This window comes from Enterobacter sp. GER_MD16_1505_Eko_090 (assembly GCF_003331015.1).
Classification (GTDB): Bacteria; Pseudomonadota; Gammaproteobacteria; order Enterobacterales; family Enterobacteriaceae; genus Enterobacter; species Enterobacter roggenkampii.
In genome coordinates this window covers 126387-142477 of record NZ_PUQF01000004.1, presented here as the reverse complement: position 1 = coordinate 142477, position 16091 = coordinate 126387, and the positions used below count along the sequence as shown (strand labels likewise).

The window sequence follows — 16091 nt, the reverse complement described above, 5'->3', positions numbered from 1 at the left end:
GGATGATGATAATGAACACACGTTTTTCCGCGAGCCTGATACTCATCGGCTGGCTCTGCCTCAGCGCAAATGTCTGCGCGCAGGCATTTTCGTTTATTGCGCCCAAAGATCGGCCGCAGCTGGAGGCGAGCAAACCCTGGCCGCAGAACCAGTTTCTGGTGCTGGCCTACCACGACGTCGAAGACGATGCCGCCGATCAGCGCTACCTCTCCGTGCGCACCAGCGCGCTAAACGAGCAGATCAGCTGGCTGCTGCACAACGGTTATCACGTCATCAGCGTGCAGGACATTCTGGATGCCCATGACGGAAAAAAAACGCTGCCGCCCAAAGCCGTTCTGCTCAGCTTTGACGACGGCTACAGCAGCTTTTACACCCGCGTCTGGCCACTGCTTCAGGCGTGGAACGTCCCTGCGCTCTGGGCGCCGGTGGGCAGCTGGGTGGATACGCCGGAAAATCAAAAAGTTAACTTCGGCGGCCTGATGACGCCACGCGATCGCTTCGCGACGTGGGATATGGTGCGCGAGCTCAGCCGGTCTCCGCTGATTGAGATCGGGTCGCACACCTGGGCCTCGCATTACGGCATTGTTGCCAACCCGCAGGGCAGCCGCGAACCGGCCATCGCCAACCGCTTTTATGATAAAGCGACGGGCCGCTATGAAACCGATCGGCAGTTCAACCAGCGGATCGGCGATGACGTTCGCAAAGTGACTGAAAAAATCACGCGGGTGACGGGCAAGGCGCCGCGCGCCTGGGTCTGGCCCTATGGCGCCGCCAACGGCACGTCGCTCGCCATCGCCAGACAGCAGGGTTATCAGCTGGCCTTTACCCTTGAGGACGGGCTGGGGAACGTGCAGGAGCTGGGCAATATTCCTCGTCTGCTGATCGCCGGCAATCCCTCGCTCAAGGCGTTTGCCAGTACGGTCAGCCAGGTTCAGGAGCGCGAACCCGTGCGCGTCATGCACGTCGATCTCGACTACGTTTACGATCCCAATCCAGCCCAGCAGACGCAAAATATCAACAGGCTGATCCAGCGGGTCTACGACATGAAAATTAGCCATGTTTTCCTGCAGGCGTTTGCCGACCCGCAGGGTGACGGCAGGATCAGGGCGCTCTATTTCCCCAACCGCCAGCTGCCGGTCCGGGCCGATCTCTTTAATTTTGTCTCCTGGCAGCTGCAAACCCGGGCGGGCGTGAAAGTCTTCGCGTGGATGCCGGTGCTCTCGTTCGATCTCGATCCTGCCCTGCCGCGCGTGCAGCGTCGGGACCGCTCGTCAGGCCAGCTGCGCGAAGCCACCGATCCCTATATCCGGCTCTCCCCGTGGGACCCGCAGGTGCGCCAGCAGGTGACGGATCTCTATGAAGATCTGGCCCGCTATGCCAGCTTCAACGGGATCTTATTCCATGACGATGCGGTGCTGACGGACGTGGACGATGGCCCTCAGAGCACAACACGTCAGAAAAGCCAGACGCTTATCGGGTTTACCCACGCCCTGAGCCTCGCGGTGAAGCACATCCGTGGCCCGCAGATAAAAACCGCGCGCAACATGTTCGCCTTGCCCATTCTGCAGCCCGAAAGCGAAGCGTGGTTCGCGCAGAATATTGATGACTTTCTGGCGGAGTATGACTGGACGGTGCCGATGGCTATGCCGCTGATGGAGTCCGTCCCGGCAGACGAAAGTGATGCCTGGCTGACGCGTCTGGTTAACGCGGTCGCCGCTCGTCCCGGCGCGCTCGATAAAACCATTTTCGAGCTGCAGGCCAGGGACTGGGATCGGAAACCGCAGCGCGCCGTTTCCGACAGCCAGCTGGCACAGTGGATGCGCGTGCTCCAGCTGAACGGCGTCAAAAACTACGGTTACTACCCCGATGATTTCATCAACAACCAACCTGATATCTCACGCATCAGGCCTGTATTTTCTTCGTACTGGTACCCTGACAATGACTGATCGCATTATCGCCTTTTCCATTTTATGTCTGGTATTTGGGTTGCCGTTAGGCGTGGCCGCCCTCTTTACCGGCGAGCTGATTCTGGATTTTGTGTTCTTCTGGCCGCTGTTCATGTCGGTGCTCTGGATAACCGGCGGGCTCTATTTCTGGTTGCAGCTTGAACGCCACTGGTCGTGGGAGAAAGAGACGCCCGCCCCGACGCTCGCCGGTGAGCCGCTCATCTCCATTCTTATCCCCTGCTTCAACGAGGGAAGGAATGCCCGGGAGACCATCAGCGCCGCGCTGGATCAGCGGTATGAAAATATCGAAGTTATCGCCATCAACGACGGCTCGTCTGACAACACGGCGCAGGTGCTGCATGCGCTGGCGCAGGAACATCCGCGCCTGCGGGTGATTAATCTCGCGGAAAACCAGGGGAAAGCGCTGGCGCTCAAAGCCGGGGCAGCGGCAGCCCGGGGCGATCTGCTGGTCTGCATTGACGGCGACGCCCTGCTCGACCGCGATACGGCAGCGTATCTGGTGGCCCCGCTGATTCAGTATCCCCACGTCGGGGCGGTCACCGGGAATCCGCGTATCCGAACGCGCTCCACGCTGATCGGTCGCATTCAGGTGGGCGAGTTCTCATCCATTATTGGGCTCATCAAGCGGACACAGCGGATCTATGGCCGGGTCTTTACCGTCTCGGGCGTCATCGCCGCCTTTCGCCGACAGGCGCTGGCGGACGTCGGGTACTGGAGCCCGGACATGATCACCGAAGACATCGACATCAGCTGGAAGCTGCAGCTGCGCCACTGGGATATCTTTTTCGAGCCGCGGGCGCTGTGCTGGATCCTGATGCCGGAGACGCTGAAGGGCCTGTGGAAACAGCGTCTGCGCTGGGCCCAGGGCGGTGCGGAGGTGTTTCTGGTCAACCTTCGCAGGATTGTGCGCTGGGAGCATCACCGCATGTGGCCCCTGTTTCTCGAATACGCCCTGTCAACGCTGTGGGCCTTCGCCTACGCCATGACGGTGCTGTTATTTATCCTCAGCCATATCACGCCGATTCCCGCCAGGCTGACCGTGGAGAGCCTCTTTCCACCGGAGTTTACCGGGCTGCTGCTGGGCGTGATGTGCTTGTTGCAGTTCCTGGTCAGCCTGTTCATCGAGCGGCGCTACGAGCGGAAGGTGGCCAGCTCGCTTTTCTGGGTGATCTGGTTCCCGATGGTGTACTGGATGATCGGCCTGTTCACTACCCTCGTCGCATTTCCAAAAGTCATGCTTAAACGCCAGCGCGCCCGCGCGCGCTGGATCAGTCCGGACCGGGGAAAAGGACGCATTTAATGAACGAAAATACCTTAATTCTGACCGAACATCGGCTGTTGCCACGTCTTTTCGATGCCGCGTTAACGCTGGTGGCGTGGGGAGGTTTTATGTTTTTCCTGTATGCCCGGCTCTGGATGCAGCTCACCGAGGAGAGCGACCACCGCTGGAGCGTGATTATTGCGTCCTTTAATACGGTGTTGCTCTACCTGCTGTTCGCCGCGCTCAACGGCTGGCTGCTGATTTTGTGGTATCAGTACAATCGCCGTCGGGCCCACGCGAGGCGGCGTCAGCCGGGTTATTTTCACCAGGAAGAGCTGGCCCGCAGCTTTAATGTTTCACCGCAGATCATCTCCGAGATGAGCCAGTACAACCTGCTGACGGTCTATCATGACCAGATTGGCCGCATCATCGATCTGAAGATCAACGGGCAGGAAGAGGAAGAACAGTAACGAAAAGCCCCCGCAGGATGCCCTGCGGGGGCTTTTTTATTGCGGGCAAGAGCTACTTATCTTTAACCACGATCAGCGGCTCAATATCGCTCTCTTTCTTCACCACCAGCGAGTCATCGCCGCGCAGGCAGGTCCCACCGTAGTTCCCGCCCACGGTAAAAGTACAGACCTGTATGTACTTGCCGTCGACCTTCGGCAGGCACCACAGCTGCTGGTAGATGTTTTTGCGGTCAACAAACTTGCCGCTGGATTTATCCAGCAGTTCGTCCTGGGCGCTGATCAGATCGATATTGCTGCCGCAGCGTCCGGCAATCGGCTTAACGGCGTATCCGGTCTGCTTCAGCAGATCGTTGACCTCAAAATCGGTGTCGAGCAGGTAACGGTGATTCGGGAACAGTTGCCACAGCACCGGAAGAATCGCCTTGTTGCCGGGAATAACGGTCCACAGGGGTTCAAAGACCAGCACCTCCGGGCGCAGCAGGACGTCAATCAGGCGCACTTCGCCTTCAGGATGTCCAGTGCGGATCGGCACGGCGGCATATTCGGTTTCGCTGACCTCGCGGATCTGCTCAATCGCCGTCTCCCACGCCCAGGTTTTCCACACGCAGTTGACGTGGCGGCCTTCGTCATCAATCAGCTGTCCGGCGGCATCCCAGCTGAGCGCCCCCAGCCCGTGGAGGATTTTGGTCTCAAACCCGGCCTGCAGCAGAGAACGCTGGATAAAGAGCGCGTGATAGTCCTCTTCGACATCGTTGTCCTGCATGATGTGCACGAACGGCCGCGCGTGGCTGTGCTTCCAGGCACCGGTCAGCTCTTCCAGCAGGCCTTCTGCCGGGTTATGCCCGTTGCCGCGATAACCGTTTTTGACCCACTCTTCGAGAATCAGCCCGCCCTCGGTATGGCAGGATGCGGAGTCGGCGTTGTACTCGTAGACCTTGATGCCGCGCTCATCCATGCAGAAATCCATACGACCGGTGATCATATGGTGACGGCGCCACTGCCAGGAGAGGCGCAGACGCGGCCAGAGGATTTTCGGGATGTCGAAAAGCGCCAGCAGGCTATCGTCTTTCAGCACCTTGTCCGTGGCGTGCAGGTACATCAGGTGCAGCTCGTTGGTGGCTTTGATCAGCTCCTGCTCGGCGCTTTCGGTAATGGTGAAGTACTGGCAGGGATCTTTGTTGATCACGTGACCGTTGGCGCGAATATACGCCTGCTGCAGCGCGTCATTTTCGTTGAGCCATTTCCCGTCGAACTGACGTGTGTTTTTCAGCCGCGCGCCACTGATTTTCAGCAGTTCGCCGTCGATTTCCGGCTGCGGAATGCTGTGTTCTGTGTCGTCGGTCTGGATCATCCAGCCGAGAATTTCCGTGTCGCTGAAGGTGTCTTGGAGGGTGTAACACCCGTTCTCCACGCTCAGGCGCAGCTCGCGCGTCCACTGCTGCCCGAGCGGCAGCGGAGAGTGAATGACGTTCTGCTCCGCGATTCGCACCTTATCGTCCAGAAGCTGGGTGATCACCGCCACGTGGCCGGTCTCGTGAAACTCGCCGCCCTTTTGCCAGATCAGCAGCGCCCCGGCGCGCGGCGCGCGTTTTGAGCCGTTGGCAAACGCCTGAAGGGGCAGAATGTTATCGTTCACCACCTGACGCAAAAAGCGCAGAGAGAAAATTTCCCACGCCATACCGACGTCGGTAAACACAAAGCCATAGTTGAGGAACAGGAAACGGCGGGCAAACTCAACGCACTGCCACTTGTGGCCCATGTATTCGTTGCCGATATAGCTGCGGAAATCCGCATCTTGCGGGTAGTTGCGCGGGTCCAGACTGCCGTAATTTGAAGAGTAAATCGCCACGCCACCGGGCGCATAGCCTAACAATGTCCCGAATGGCGCATCACTGCTTAACGTTCCTTTACGCATGTATCCAACCTAAAACAGGCAGGCGGCAATTTTTATGGGTTGTCGTCGTCTGCACGTTGTAATTAACCTGACAGAGGAGCGTTTATCATACACCTGCGTGGTAAATAATTCGCCTTACCCGGCCGACAAAACGCAAAACCCTGTAGGTCGGGTAAGCGAAGCACCACCCGACACGTTTAAGGCTCACATCTTAAACAGCCAGCACGCCGCGAAATGCCCTGGCGCGATCTCCTGCATGGCAGGCTCCTGCGTCTGGCAAACCGGCATGGCGTGCGGGCAGCGGCTGCAGAACTTACAGCCCGGCAGCGCGGACGTAGGGCCGGGCATTTCGCCGCGCAGGGTGGCGTCTTCGAGGTTGCGAATCCGCGGGTCGGGCTGGGGAACCGCCGCCAGCAGCGCGCGGGTATAAGGGTGCGCCGGACGCTGATACAGCTCATTCGCCGGGGCCACTTCCACCAGCTTACCGAGGTACATCACCCCAATGCGGCTGGAGATATGGCGCACCATCGAGAGATCGTGGGCGATGAACAGATAGGTCAGCCCCAGCTCCTGCTGAAGATCCTGCAGAATATTCACCACCTGCGCCTGCACCGAGACGTCCAGCGCCGAGAGCGGCTCATCGCACAGCACAAATTCGGGACGCACGGACAACGCGCGGGCAATACTGATGCGCTGGCGCTGCCCGCCGCTGAACTCATGCGGGAACCGCTCAAGGTGCTCCTGCTTGAGCCCCACTTTGTAGAGCAGCGTTTCCGTCCGTTCGCGCTGTTCTTCACGGCTGTAGCCGTGGATCTGCATTGGCTCGGCCACCAGCTGCCGCACCGTCATGCCGGGGTTAAGCGAGGAGTAAGGGTCCTGGAAAATCGCCTGCATCCGCTTACGCAGCGGCTTGAGCTCTTTTTCGCGGGCGTGGGCAATCGCCTGTCCGGCAAAGTGGATTTCGCCCGCGGTGATATCGAAAAGGCGCAGGATGGCGCGCCCGAGGGTGGATTTCCCGCAGCCGGACTCGCCCACCAGGCCAAACGTCTCGCCGGGCTGGATATCAAAACTCACGCCATCAACCGCCTTCACCGCCGCGCCTTTACGCAGCAAACCGCCGTTAAGCGGATAGTGTTTGCGCAGATCTCGCACGCTTACTAAAGGGGCCTGTTGTTCACTCATGCCTGAATCTCCTTATCGGCCCATAGCCAGCAGGCGGCGCGATGGCCTTCACCCATGGCGTAAAAAGCGGGCTGCCGTTCACACTGGGGCATGCGTTTCGGGCAGCGTTCGGCGAACGGACAGCCCGGCGGCGGGTTAAGCAGGCCAGGCGGCGCGCCTTCAATGGGCGATAAACGTTGGTTGACCTCATCCGGGCGCGGCAGCGAGGCCAGCAGCCCCTGGGTATAAGGATGCGCAGGGCGATAAAAAATGTCCTCCACGCTCCCCTCCTCCATCACCAGCCCGCCGTACATCACCACCACGCGGCTGCAGACCTGCGCCACCACGCCGAGATCGTGGGTGATCAGCAGAATCGCGGTTTGGGTCTGCTGTTGCAGGCTTTTCAGCAGACGCAGGATCTGCGCCTGAATGGTAACGTCCAGCGCGGTGGTCGGCTCATCGGCAATAAGCAGCTTCGGGTTGCAGGAGAGCGCAATGGCGATCATCACCCGCTGGCGCATCCCGCCGCTGAACTCGTGGGGATACTGATCGTATCGGCGTTCCGCCTCGGCAATGCCCACCTGTTCCAGCATGGCGATCGCCGCCGCTTTGGCCGCTCTTTTGGTGAGCCCTTTATTGCGCATCAGGATCTCTGCCATCTGTTTGCCGATGGTCAGCACCGGATTCAGGGCGGTCATTGGATCCTGGAAAATCATCGCGATCTCGTTGCCGCGAATGGCGCGCATCTGCGCGGGCGTTTTCTGCGCCAGATCGTCATTCTGGAAGCGAATGCTGCCGCCGGTTATCCGTCCGTTGCTCCCCAGAAGCTGAATGATGGACTTACAGGTGACGCTTTTCCCGCAGCCCGACTCGCCGACGATGCCGACGAGTTCCCCCGGCTGCACCTGAAAGCTCACGCCGCGCACCGCGTGAACCTCGCCCTCGCGGGTGCGGAAGGTGGTTTGCAGGTTCTCCAACGCTAATAAGCTACTCATCGCGATTCGCTCCTGGCTCAAAGGCGGTACGGAACACATCGCCCAGCACGTTAAAGCTGAACACCGTCAGCAGGATCAGAATGCCGGGGAACATCGCCAGCCACGACGCTTCGCCAATATAAGACTGGGCGTTGTTGAGCATGCTTCCCCACGACGCCGCCGGTGCCTGTACGCCCAGCCCTAAGAAGCTGAGCGTCGACTCCATCAGAATGGCCGAGGCGATATTGAGCGTGGCGGCAACGATAATGGTCGGCAGCACGCCGGGAATAATGTGGCGCACGATAATGCGCAGCGGGTGCTCCCCCGACGCGCGGGCATAAAGCACATACTCGCGCTCTTTCACCGACAAGGTTTCAGCGCGCACCAGCCGCGACATGTTCATCCACGTCAGCAGGCTGATGATCAGAATGATGTTATCCACGCCCGGCTTAAGGTACGCATTCACCACCAGCAGCAGGAAGAAGGCCGGAATGGCCATCAGGATATCCACGGCGCGCATCATCAGGTTGTCCAGCCAGCCGCCAAAGTAGCCGCTCACCGTTCCCACCACCGTGCCGATAAGCGTGGAAAAGAGCATGGCGAGAAAACCGACCATCAGGGAGATCTGCCCGCCATACAGCGCGCGGGTGAAGTAGTCGCGCCCGTACTCGTCGGTGCCGAACCAGTGTGCGGAATCCGGCGGCAGCGTGCGTGCGCCAAGCGCCATCCGATCCGGATCGTACGGACTTAACCCCGCACAGAGCGCGGCGACAACGAAAATAAAAAGCACAAACAGGGAGAACTGCGCCGGACGGTTGCGGCGCAGCTGGTGACGAACCTGCTGCCAGCGTCTGCTCATGCGGGTTACCTCAGCGTACGAATGCGGGGATCGGCGAAGCGATAAAGCAGATCGGCGATCAGGTTACCGACGATCAGCATCATCGACGAGAGCATGATGATCGCCATGATCAGCGGGTAGTCCAGCGAAGCGATCGACTGGATCCCGAGCAGCCCCATCCCCGGCCAGGAGAAGACGCTTTCCGTCACGTAGGCCCCCACAATCAGCTCACCGAACGACAGCCCAAACAGGGTGATCACCGGCAGCAGCACGTTTTTCAGCACGTGGCGGAACAGAATGCTGGAACGCGTGGCGCCGTAAGCCAGTTGGGTCTGCACGTAGTCGGCCGAGAGCTGCGAGATGGTGTTGGAGCGGATGTAGCGCACGTAGCTGGAGAGGTTGTAGAACGTGAGGGCAATACACGGCAGCACGCCGTGACGCAACACGTCCAGCACATTATCCTCCATGCCGATGGTGCGCATTCCCATGCTGGGGAACCAGTTAAGCTGCACGGCAAAGACCGTAATGAGCAAGATGCCGAACCAGAAAATCGGCACCGAGATGCCGATATAGGCGAACAGGTTCAGCAGGTGATCCAGCCAGCGGTGCTTAAATGCCCCCGCCAGCAGGCCCAGCGGGATCGCCAGCACGATCGCCAGCAGCAGCGACGCGCCCATCAGCCCCAGGGTGGCCGGAATGCGTTCGCCGATTATCTCCAGCACCGGCCGGTGGTAGATCAGCGAATAGCCGAGATCGCCCTGCAGGACGTTTTTCAGCCACAGGACGTACTGCGTGACCAGCGGCTTATCCAGCCCCAGGCTCTGGCGAATACGTTCAATATCTTCCGGAGCCATGCGCGGTGTGATGTACGCCGCCACCGGATCGCCGGGCGCGAGCTTGACCAGCAAAAACGCCACCAGCGAAATGAAGAAAAGCATCGGCAGCAGCTGCAGCAGCCGACGCGTGAGGAGTGTGTTCACGACGTGCCCTTACCAAGGCCCCGACCCGACGGCCGGGGCAATCGCTTATTTCTGATAGATTTTTGACAGATCCTGGAACAGATAGACCGGTTTCGGCTCCGCTTCCTGGGTGCCGCCGAAACGCTTGTCTACCGCGACGGTCGCATTGGTATAGGCGATCGGGTAGTACGTCATGTCGTTCGCCACGGTCTGCTGAATTTGCTTGTAGATATCGGCACGTTTTGCGGCGTCGGTTTCCACGGCGCCTTTATCCCACAGGGCATCAAACTGCGGATTTTTGTAGTGCGCGTAGTTATAGGCTTCGTTGCTCATGAACAGCGATTTGTAGCCGTCCGGCTCTGAGCCCATGATGTAGCCGCCCAGGTTCAGCTCCCACGCGGTGTTGTTCATATCGAGGCTGCGCTGGGACATGGCGTTGGAGTCCAGCGGCATCAGCTCCACGTTCACCCCAATGCCCTTCAGCGCCTGCTGAATGTAGAGCGCCATGCTCTCCTGGGTTTTGTTGGTATTCACATACGCCAGGCGCAGCTTGAGGTTGTCCGGCGCGCCGGACGCTTTAAGCCGCTCTTTGGCTTTTTGCAGGTCGAATGTGTATTGCTCGACGTCATCCGTCTTGTAAAGCGTATCGGGCGTCAGGAAGGACGTCGCCGGTTTGGCGTAGTCCAGCGAGGTAAAGGCGGTCTGGGTCAGCTCGTCTTTGTTGATGGCGTACGCAATGGCCTGACGCAATTCTTTGCTCTTCATTACCGGCACGTTCTGGTTGAACGTCATATAGGCCAGACGGCCTTCCGGATAGACCACGAAGTCAAACTTACCGGTATTTTTCAGGCGGTTCACATCCTGCGGGTCAACCATCTTGAGGTTGATTTCACCGTTTTGCAGCGCAAGGTTGGCGGCGTTACTGTCTTTGGCGAAACGGTAGGTCACCGAATCTAGCTTCGCTTTGCCGTTCCAGTAATCGTCAAAACGGGTCAGGGCATAATATTGTCCGGCGCGGTACTCTTTAAATTTGAACGGCCCGGAGCCGACCGGTGCATCGTTTTTGCTGCTCTTTTCCAGGTCGCCTTCGCCGGCGAACACGTGCTGCGGGATCGGGTAGATCTGTACCAGCGTGCCGGTAAAGGCCGCGCTGACCTGCGGTAAGGTGAACTTAACGGTGCGGTCGTCAACCTTGCTCACCTGTACCGGCTTATCGCCGTAGGTGAACATGCTGCGGAAGAAGCTGTGCTGTTTGGCATCGAGCAGCTTGTTGAACGTAAAGACCACGTCGTCCGCCGTCAGCGGCTGGCCGTCCTGCCATTTCAGGTTGGGTTTTAACGTCAGGGTGTAGCTCAGGTTGTCGGCGGAGGGCGTCAGGCTTTCCGCCAGGCCCCATTCGATCTTACCGTTGTTGAAGCTATAGAGGGGAGCATACAACGCTTGCATGATCGTCAACGTGGTACGGTCGCTGGCGTAGAGCGGATTTACAGCTAACGGGTCGCCGGAGGTAATACCGATAATCAGCGAACCGCCCGCTTTTGGCGCATCGCTTTTTGCCGCTGAGGGCGTATTTGTCTCTTTATTTTTCGCATCATCACAGCCCGCCAGGCCTAACGCGAGCGAAACAACCACTGCCGATAACAGAAGCTTGCGCATCTCACTAACTCCTTGCCTTATAAAGTGTTTATGACTGCATCTTTTATTTATGTTGAAGCATCATATGCAGCTTTATCCGTTTACGCATTAATTATGAAAATGCGATTTTCGATTAAGCTTATACCTGATTTGATATATATAAGCGCCGGAAGGAATAGCGGCAGATCGATTACGCTCAGTTCGTTAAACGCTTCACAAATCTCCTGCTACACTGCCTCAACACATCACTCAAAAGGCAGGCCAACATGTCAGACAACACGTATCAGCTACCCAAAGTGTGGGAATGGAAAAAGAACAACGGCGGCGCGTTTGCCAACATCAACCGCCCCATTTCCGGCGCGACCCATGAGAAAGATCTTCCTGTCGGTTCGCACCCGCTGCAGCTCTACTCGCTCGGCACACCGAACGGACAGAAAGTGACGATCATGCTCGAAGAGCTGCTGGCGCTGGGCGTAACGGGCGCGGAGTACGACGCGTGGTTGATCCGCATCGGCGAGGGCGACCAGTTCTCCAGCGGCTTCGTTGAGGTGAACCCGAACTCGAAAATCCCGGCGCTGCGTGACCACTCCACGAACCCGCCAACGCGCGTCTTTGAATCCGGCAATATCCTGCTCTATCTGGCGGAGAAATTCGGCCACTTCCTGCCGAAAGATCCGGCGGGACGCACCGAGACGCTGAACTGGCTGTTCTGGCTGCAGGGCGCGGCGCCGTTCCTCGGCGGCGGCTTTGGCCACTTCTATAACTATGCCCCGGTGAAAATTGAGTACGCGATTGACCGCTTTACCATGGAAGCCAAACGCCTGTTCGACGTGCTGGATAAACAGCTGGCGCGCGGTCGCTACGTGGCGGGTGAGGAGTACACCATTGCCGATATCGCCATCTGGCCATGGTTCGGCTGCGTGGCGCTGGGCAGCGTGTATAACGCCGCTGAGTTCCTCGACGCAGAAAAGTACACCAACGTGCAGCGCTGGGCGAAAGACGTGGCGAACCGCCATGCCGTTAAGCGCGGACGCATCGTTAACCGCACCAGCGGCGAGCTGAACGAGCAGCTTCACGAACGCCACGCGGCGAGCGACTTCGAGACCAATACGGAAGATAAGCGTCAGGCGTAATGTTCTGCCGGGCGGATCGCCGCCCGGCAACCGAGATCCTTTCGCAGGGCATGATTGGCCTAAAGGTTGAGCCGGTATTGCTGGCACTATCTGTGCGTTTTTCTCACCTCAGAGTGAGAAGCGACGTATCAACCGACAGCAGTCACAAAGGATCTGTTATGAAACTGATTAAAACAACGCTGGTTATCAGCGCCCTCATTTTTTCCACCTCGGGAATGGCCATCGATAAAACCGCCGCTGGCGCGGTAGCAGGTGCTGCCATTGGCGCGGCCACGGGCAAAGATCTGAAATCCACCGTTGGCGGTGCCGTTGTTGGCGCAGGCACGGGTGCCATGTTCAAAAACGGCGACAAAGGTAAAGCCGCGCGTAAAGGCGGCGCCGTAGGGGCTGCCGTGGGCGCAGGCGCCGCGGCGGTTACCGGCAAGAGCGTGCTGAAAGGTGCAGCCGTTGGCGCGGGCACGGGCGCGCTGATTGGTGAAGCGACGCACTGATAAACACAGCCGGGCAGCGCTGCGTTTGCCCGGCATGAATCACATTCCCGATGACGCCCTCCGCTTATTGTTCGTGTCTCATCCCTGGATAGTTTCCGTTAATCGCATTAATACTTAATGTCCCGCGATTTTTGTCTTCCGGACTGTTTCATCTGACGCTTGTCCTGACGGTAGTCGTGATTGCTCTGGTTATTGTTCGCCACGCAGGTCTGCTTCACCTGCCGCGACGCATCGCGGGTTCCCTGCCTGACATCACGCGCCACGCGCCGCTCCTGCGCCTGCTGGGTCGCACTGGCAAAAACCGAGAACAGCATCAGAAGAATGAAAGAAAGGACAGGAATGACAGATAACGATCTGTTCATAGCAACACCTCGGAGAAGAGAGCCCAGAACGTCAGGGGGTTAGCAAAAGAATAGCAGTTTCAGAAGGGGCTGAATGGGGAAGGCGTTAATAATACAAGGCCGCACAAGGCGGCCTTATAAGTTGCGTTATGCTGTCAGGCGGAACTTCTGCACCGAGCGCTGAAGATCTTCGGTCTGACGCTCCAGCGCCGAAGCCGCCGCGGAAACCTCCTCCACCAGCGAGGCGTTTTGCTGGGTGACGCCGTCCATCTGGGTAATGGCGATACCGACCTGCGAAATGCCTTTACTCTGCTCCTCAGAGGCAGAGGCGATTTGCTTCATAATGGTCGTCACTTCCGTCACGTCCCGCAAAATCGCATCCATGGTCGTACCCGTGTCGCTTACCAGCTTTGCACCCTGCTCGACGCGGGAAACGGAATCGGTAATCAGCCCTTCAATCTCTTTCGCCGCGTTGGCGCTGCGGCTTGCCAGGTTGCGGACTTCGCCCGCGACGACGGCGAAGCCGCGCCCCTGTTCGCCCGCGCGTGCTGCTTCAACCGCCGCGTTAAGTGCCAGAATATTGGTCTGGAAGGCAATGCTGTTAATGACGTTAGTGATTTCAGCAATTTTCTTCGAGCTTTCCGAAATACCGCTCATGGTGGTCACCACCTCTTCCACCAGCGAGCCGCCGCGGCTGGCGGTGGTTGAGGCCACATCGGCCAGCTGGCTGGCCTGACGCGCGCTTTCCGCGTTCAGTTTCACCGTGGCGGTCAGCTGTTCCATGCTGGCTGCCGTCTCTTCCAGCGCAGCCGCCTGCTCTTCGGTACGGGAAGAGAGGTCGTTGTTACCGCTGGAGATTTCCGTCGCGCCGCGCCAGATGTTTTCACTGCCGGAGCGGATCGTGCTGACCGCCTCGCGCAGGCTGTCCTGCATAGCGCTCAGCAGCGGCACCAGCTGCCCCACGCAGTTACGACCGAACGGCTCAATGGGCTGACTGAGATCTCCCTGGGCAATCTGGCGGAACTGCTGGCGAATGCGAGCCAGCGGTTTGACCAACATCGCCACCAGGTAACGGTCGGTGAAGAGCAGGATCAGCAGGCCGATAATCGTGGCGACTATAATCACCGTGCGGGTCATGCTTGTCAGGCCGTCCACCACCACGCGGGTGCTGTCGAGCGACTTCGCGGCGGCATTGTTGAACTCCTCAGCGGCCGCGCCGAACGCACGGCTCAGCGGCGGCGTGACGTTGTTGGCCTGCTGGCGATATCCCTCCAGAGCCCCCTGCTTCGCCTGCTGCATTTGCGGCGTGACGCCCTGTTCGAGCAGCGCCTGCCAGGAGCCGATCACCCGGGAAGAGATCTGCTCATCCATCGGGCCAGGGGAGATCGCTTTCATCTCGGCCAGTTTCTTGCCCATGTTATCCAGCGCCTGTTGGGCGGAGGACAGATCCGGCGTGCCGCCTGCGGCTTTGACTTCCATTGCGCGGCTCAGACGGGTCACAAAGCGGAAATATTGATCGTTACCCTGGCTGAGTACCGTCATCTGTTTAACCAGCTGGCGGTCGACTTCATTGCCATCTGATACGCGAGAAAGGGACCAGGTGCTGTACAACCCAACGCCCGCCCACATTAAACAAAAGATCCCGAGAATCGTCAGCATGACGAAACGGATCGTGAAATTACGGAGCATATTCATAAGTCTTCCTTGCCGTGAGGGTGAGTTCGCCCAGAGGCGAGTACTACTCTCGTTATCGGCAGGAAAGAGGGAAATTATAACGTTTTGTGATCATTTTTAATTAGCGTGGCTTCACTGGTCGCACAGCGGTCGTTAATCATTGGGCCCGAGCTTAGGGATGTCATTTGCGATGTGGTAAGTTCAGAATGAAAACATTGTTTCGAAAAATTCATCAATAAGAAAGGAGACATCATGTCCTGGCACCCTTACCCTGGCCGCTATGAGAGTATGCAATATCGTTATTGCGGTAAAAGTGGCCTGCGCCTGCCCGCGCTGTCGCTGGGACTGTGGCATAGTTTCGGCCACGTCCAGCCTCTTGACGCCCAGCGAGCGCTGCTGCGAAAAGCCTTCGACCTCGGCATCACCCATTTCGATCTCGCCAATAACTATGGCCCGCCGCCGGGCAGCGCGGAGGAGAATTTCGGCCGCCTGCTGCGTGAGGACTTTGCCGCGTATCGCGACGAGCTGGTTATCTCCACCAAGGCGGGTTACGACATGTGGGCCGGGCCATACGGCTCAGGCGGATCGCGCAAATATCTGCTCGCCAGCCTCGATCAGAGCCTGAAACGCCTGGGCGTCGACTACGTGGATATTTTCTATTCCCACCGCGTGGATGAAACCACGCCGATGGAAGAGACGGCCTCTGCGCTTGCCCACGCCGTGCAGAGCGGCAAAGCGCTGTATGTAGGCATTTCCTCCTATTCAACCGAGCGCACGCAAAAAATGGCCGAGCTGCTGCGCGAGTGGAAGATCCCCCTGCTGATCCACCAGCCGTCCTATAACCTGCTCAACCGCTGGGTCGATAAGACCGGTTTGCTGGATGCGCTGGCGGCCAACGGTACCGGGTGCATCGCCTTTACCCCGCTGGCGCAGGGGCTGCTGACCGGAAAATACCTGAACGGTATTCCTGAAGATTCACGCATGCAGCGTGAAGGCAAGAAAGTCCGCGGTCTGAACGAAAAAATGCTGACCGAAGCCAACCTGAACAGCCTGCGTCTGCTGAGTGAAATGGCGCAGGCGCGCGGTCAGACCATGGCGCAGATGGCGTTGAGCTGGCTGCTGAAAGACGCGCGCGTGACGTCAGTGCTGATTGGCGCCAGCCGCCCGGAACAGATTGAGGAGAACGTTCGGGCGCTGGATAACGTGTACTTCAGTGAGGACGAACTCAAGCGGATTGACCAGCATGTTGCGGATGGGGAGTTGAACCTGTGGCAGGCGTCGTCTGATAAATAA

General features: G+C 58.7%; 14 protein-coding genes. 6 read left to right on the top strand and 8 right to left on the bottom strand.

Annotated elements, in window-relative coordinates; all coding sequences use genetic code 11:
* Positions 1 to 2 precede the first annotated feature (2 nt).
* From pgaB to pgaD, 3 genes are read left to right on the top strand one after another with little or no spacing between them, the layout of a single operon-like run.
* Positions 3 to 1946 (top strand): poly-beta-1,6-N-acetyl-D-glucosamine N-deacetylase PgaB, encoded by a 1944-nt coding sequence (gene pgaB / locus C6A40_RS06240; RefSeq protein ID WP_161958629.1) that lies wholly within the window; start codon positions 3 to 5, stop codon positions 1944 to 1946.
* Positions 1939 to 3267, top strand: a complete 1329-nt coding sequence (pgaC, locus tag C6A40_RS06235) for a poly-beta-1,6-N-acetyl-D-glucosamine synthase (RefSeq protein WP_045335212.1) — start codon at positions 1939 to 1941, stop codon at positions 3265 to 3267. Before pgaB ends, pgaC begins: the two co-directional genes overlap by 8 nt.
* Entirely contained in the window at positions 3267 to 3698 is a 432-nt protein-coding gene (pgaD, locus tag C6A40_RS06230) for a poly-beta-1,6-N-acetyl-D-glucosamine biosynthesis protein PgaD (protein WP_045335211.1), read from the top strand. Before pgaC ends, pgaD begins: the two co-directional genes overlap by 1 nt.
* Before the next feature lie 52 nt (positions 3699 to 3750).
* Here the strand turns inward: pgaD and gss are convergent, their stop codons facing one another.
* The 6 genes from gss to C6A40_RS06200 all read right to left on the bottom strand — a co-directional run bounded on the left by gss (position 3751) and on the right by C6A40_RS06200 (position 11180).
* Positions 3751 to 5613 (bottom strand): bifunctional glutathionylspermidine amidase/synthase, encoded by a 1863-nt coding sequence (gss, locus tag C6A40_RS06225; RefSeq protein ID WP_045335210.1) that lies wholly within the window; start codon positions 5611 to 5613, stop codon positions 3751 to 3753.
* Positions 5614 to 5796: 183 nt separating this feature from the next.
* Complete coding sequence (locus C6A40_RS06220; protein ID WP_023294544.1) at positions 5797 to 6774, bottom strand: ABC transporter ATP-binding protein; 978 nt, start codon at positions 6772 to 6774, stop codon at positions 5797 to 5799.
* The gene (locus tag C6A40_RS06215; protein ID WP_008499792.1) at positions 6771 to 7748 is read right to left on the bottom strand and encodes an ABC transporter ATP-binding protein; all 978 of its coding nucleotides are present in this window, start codon (positions 7746 to 7748) and stop codon (positions 6771 to 6773) included. The genes C6A40_RS06220 and C6A40_RS06215 overlap by 4 nt, the downstream gene beginning before the upstream one ends.
* Positions 7741 to 8586 (bottom strand): ABC transporter permease, encoded by an 846-nt coding sequence (locus tag C6A40_RS06210; RefSeq protein WP_045335209.1) that lies wholly within the window; start codon positions 8584 to 8586, stop codon positions 7741 to 7743. The genes C6A40_RS06215 and C6A40_RS06210 overlap by 8 nt, the downstream gene beginning before the upstream one ends.
* A 5-nt stretch (positions 8587 to 8591) precedes the next feature.
* Complete coding sequence (locus tag C6A40_RS06205; RefSeq protein ID WP_114191250.1) at positions 8592 to 9545, bottom strand: ABC transporter permease; 954 nt, start codon at positions 9543 to 9545, stop codon at positions 8592 to 8594.
* Positions 9546 to 9590: 45 nt separating this feature from the next.
* Complete coding sequence (locus tag C6A40_RS06200; protein ID WP_023344915.1) at positions 9591 to 11180, bottom strand: ABC transporter substrate-binding protein; 1590 nt, start codon at positions 11178 to 11180, stop codon at positions 9591 to 9593.
* Between the two features lie 245 nt (positions 11181 to 11425).
* Between C6A40_RS06200 and yghU the strand changes: the two genes are divergently transcribed.
* Both yghU and C6A40_RS06190 read left to right on the top strand, forming a co-directional pair.
* On the top strand, positions 11426 to 12292 hold the full coding sequence (gene yghU / locus C6A40_RS06195; RefSeq protein WP_045335208.1) for a glutathione-dependent disulfide-bond oxidoreductase: 867 nt from the start codon (positions 11426 to 11428) through the stop codon (positions 12290 to 12292).
* Between the two features lie 158 nt (positions 12293 to 12450).
* Positions 12451 to 12783, top strand: a complete 333-nt coding sequence (locus tag C6A40_RS06190) for a glycine zipper domain-containing protein (RefSeq protein WP_008499797.1) — start codon at positions 12451 to 12453, stop codon at positions 12781 to 12783.
* A gap of 107 nt (positions 12784 to 12890) precedes the next feature.
* On the opposite strand, the gene C6A40_RS06185 is transcribed toward C6A40_RS06190, so the two are convergent.
* Together C6A40_RS06185 and C6A40_RS06180 are read right to left on the bottom strand one after the other, a co-directional pair.
* Positions 12891 to 13145 (bottom strand): hypothetical protein, encoded by a 255-nt coding sequence (locus tag C6A40_RS06185; RefSeq protein ID WP_052686623.1) that lies wholly within the window; start codon positions 13143 to 13145, stop codon positions 12891 to 12893.
* Between the two features lie 126 nt (positions 13146 to 13271).
* Positions 13272 to 14819: a methyl-accepting chemotaxis protein gene (locus C6A40_RS06180; protein WP_058657784.1), complete on the bottom strand. Its 1548-nt coding sequence runs from the start codon at positions 14817 to 14819 to the stop codon at positions 13272 to 13274.
* Between the two features lie 231 nt (positions 14820 to 15050).
* Between C6A40_RS06180 and C6A40_RS06175 the strand changes: the two genes are divergently transcribed.
* Positions 15051 to 16091: an aldo/keto reductase gene (locus C6A40_RS06175; RefSeq protein WP_045335206.1), complete on the top strand. Its 1041-nt coding sequence runs from the start codon at positions 15051 to 15053 to the stop codon at positions 16089 to 16091.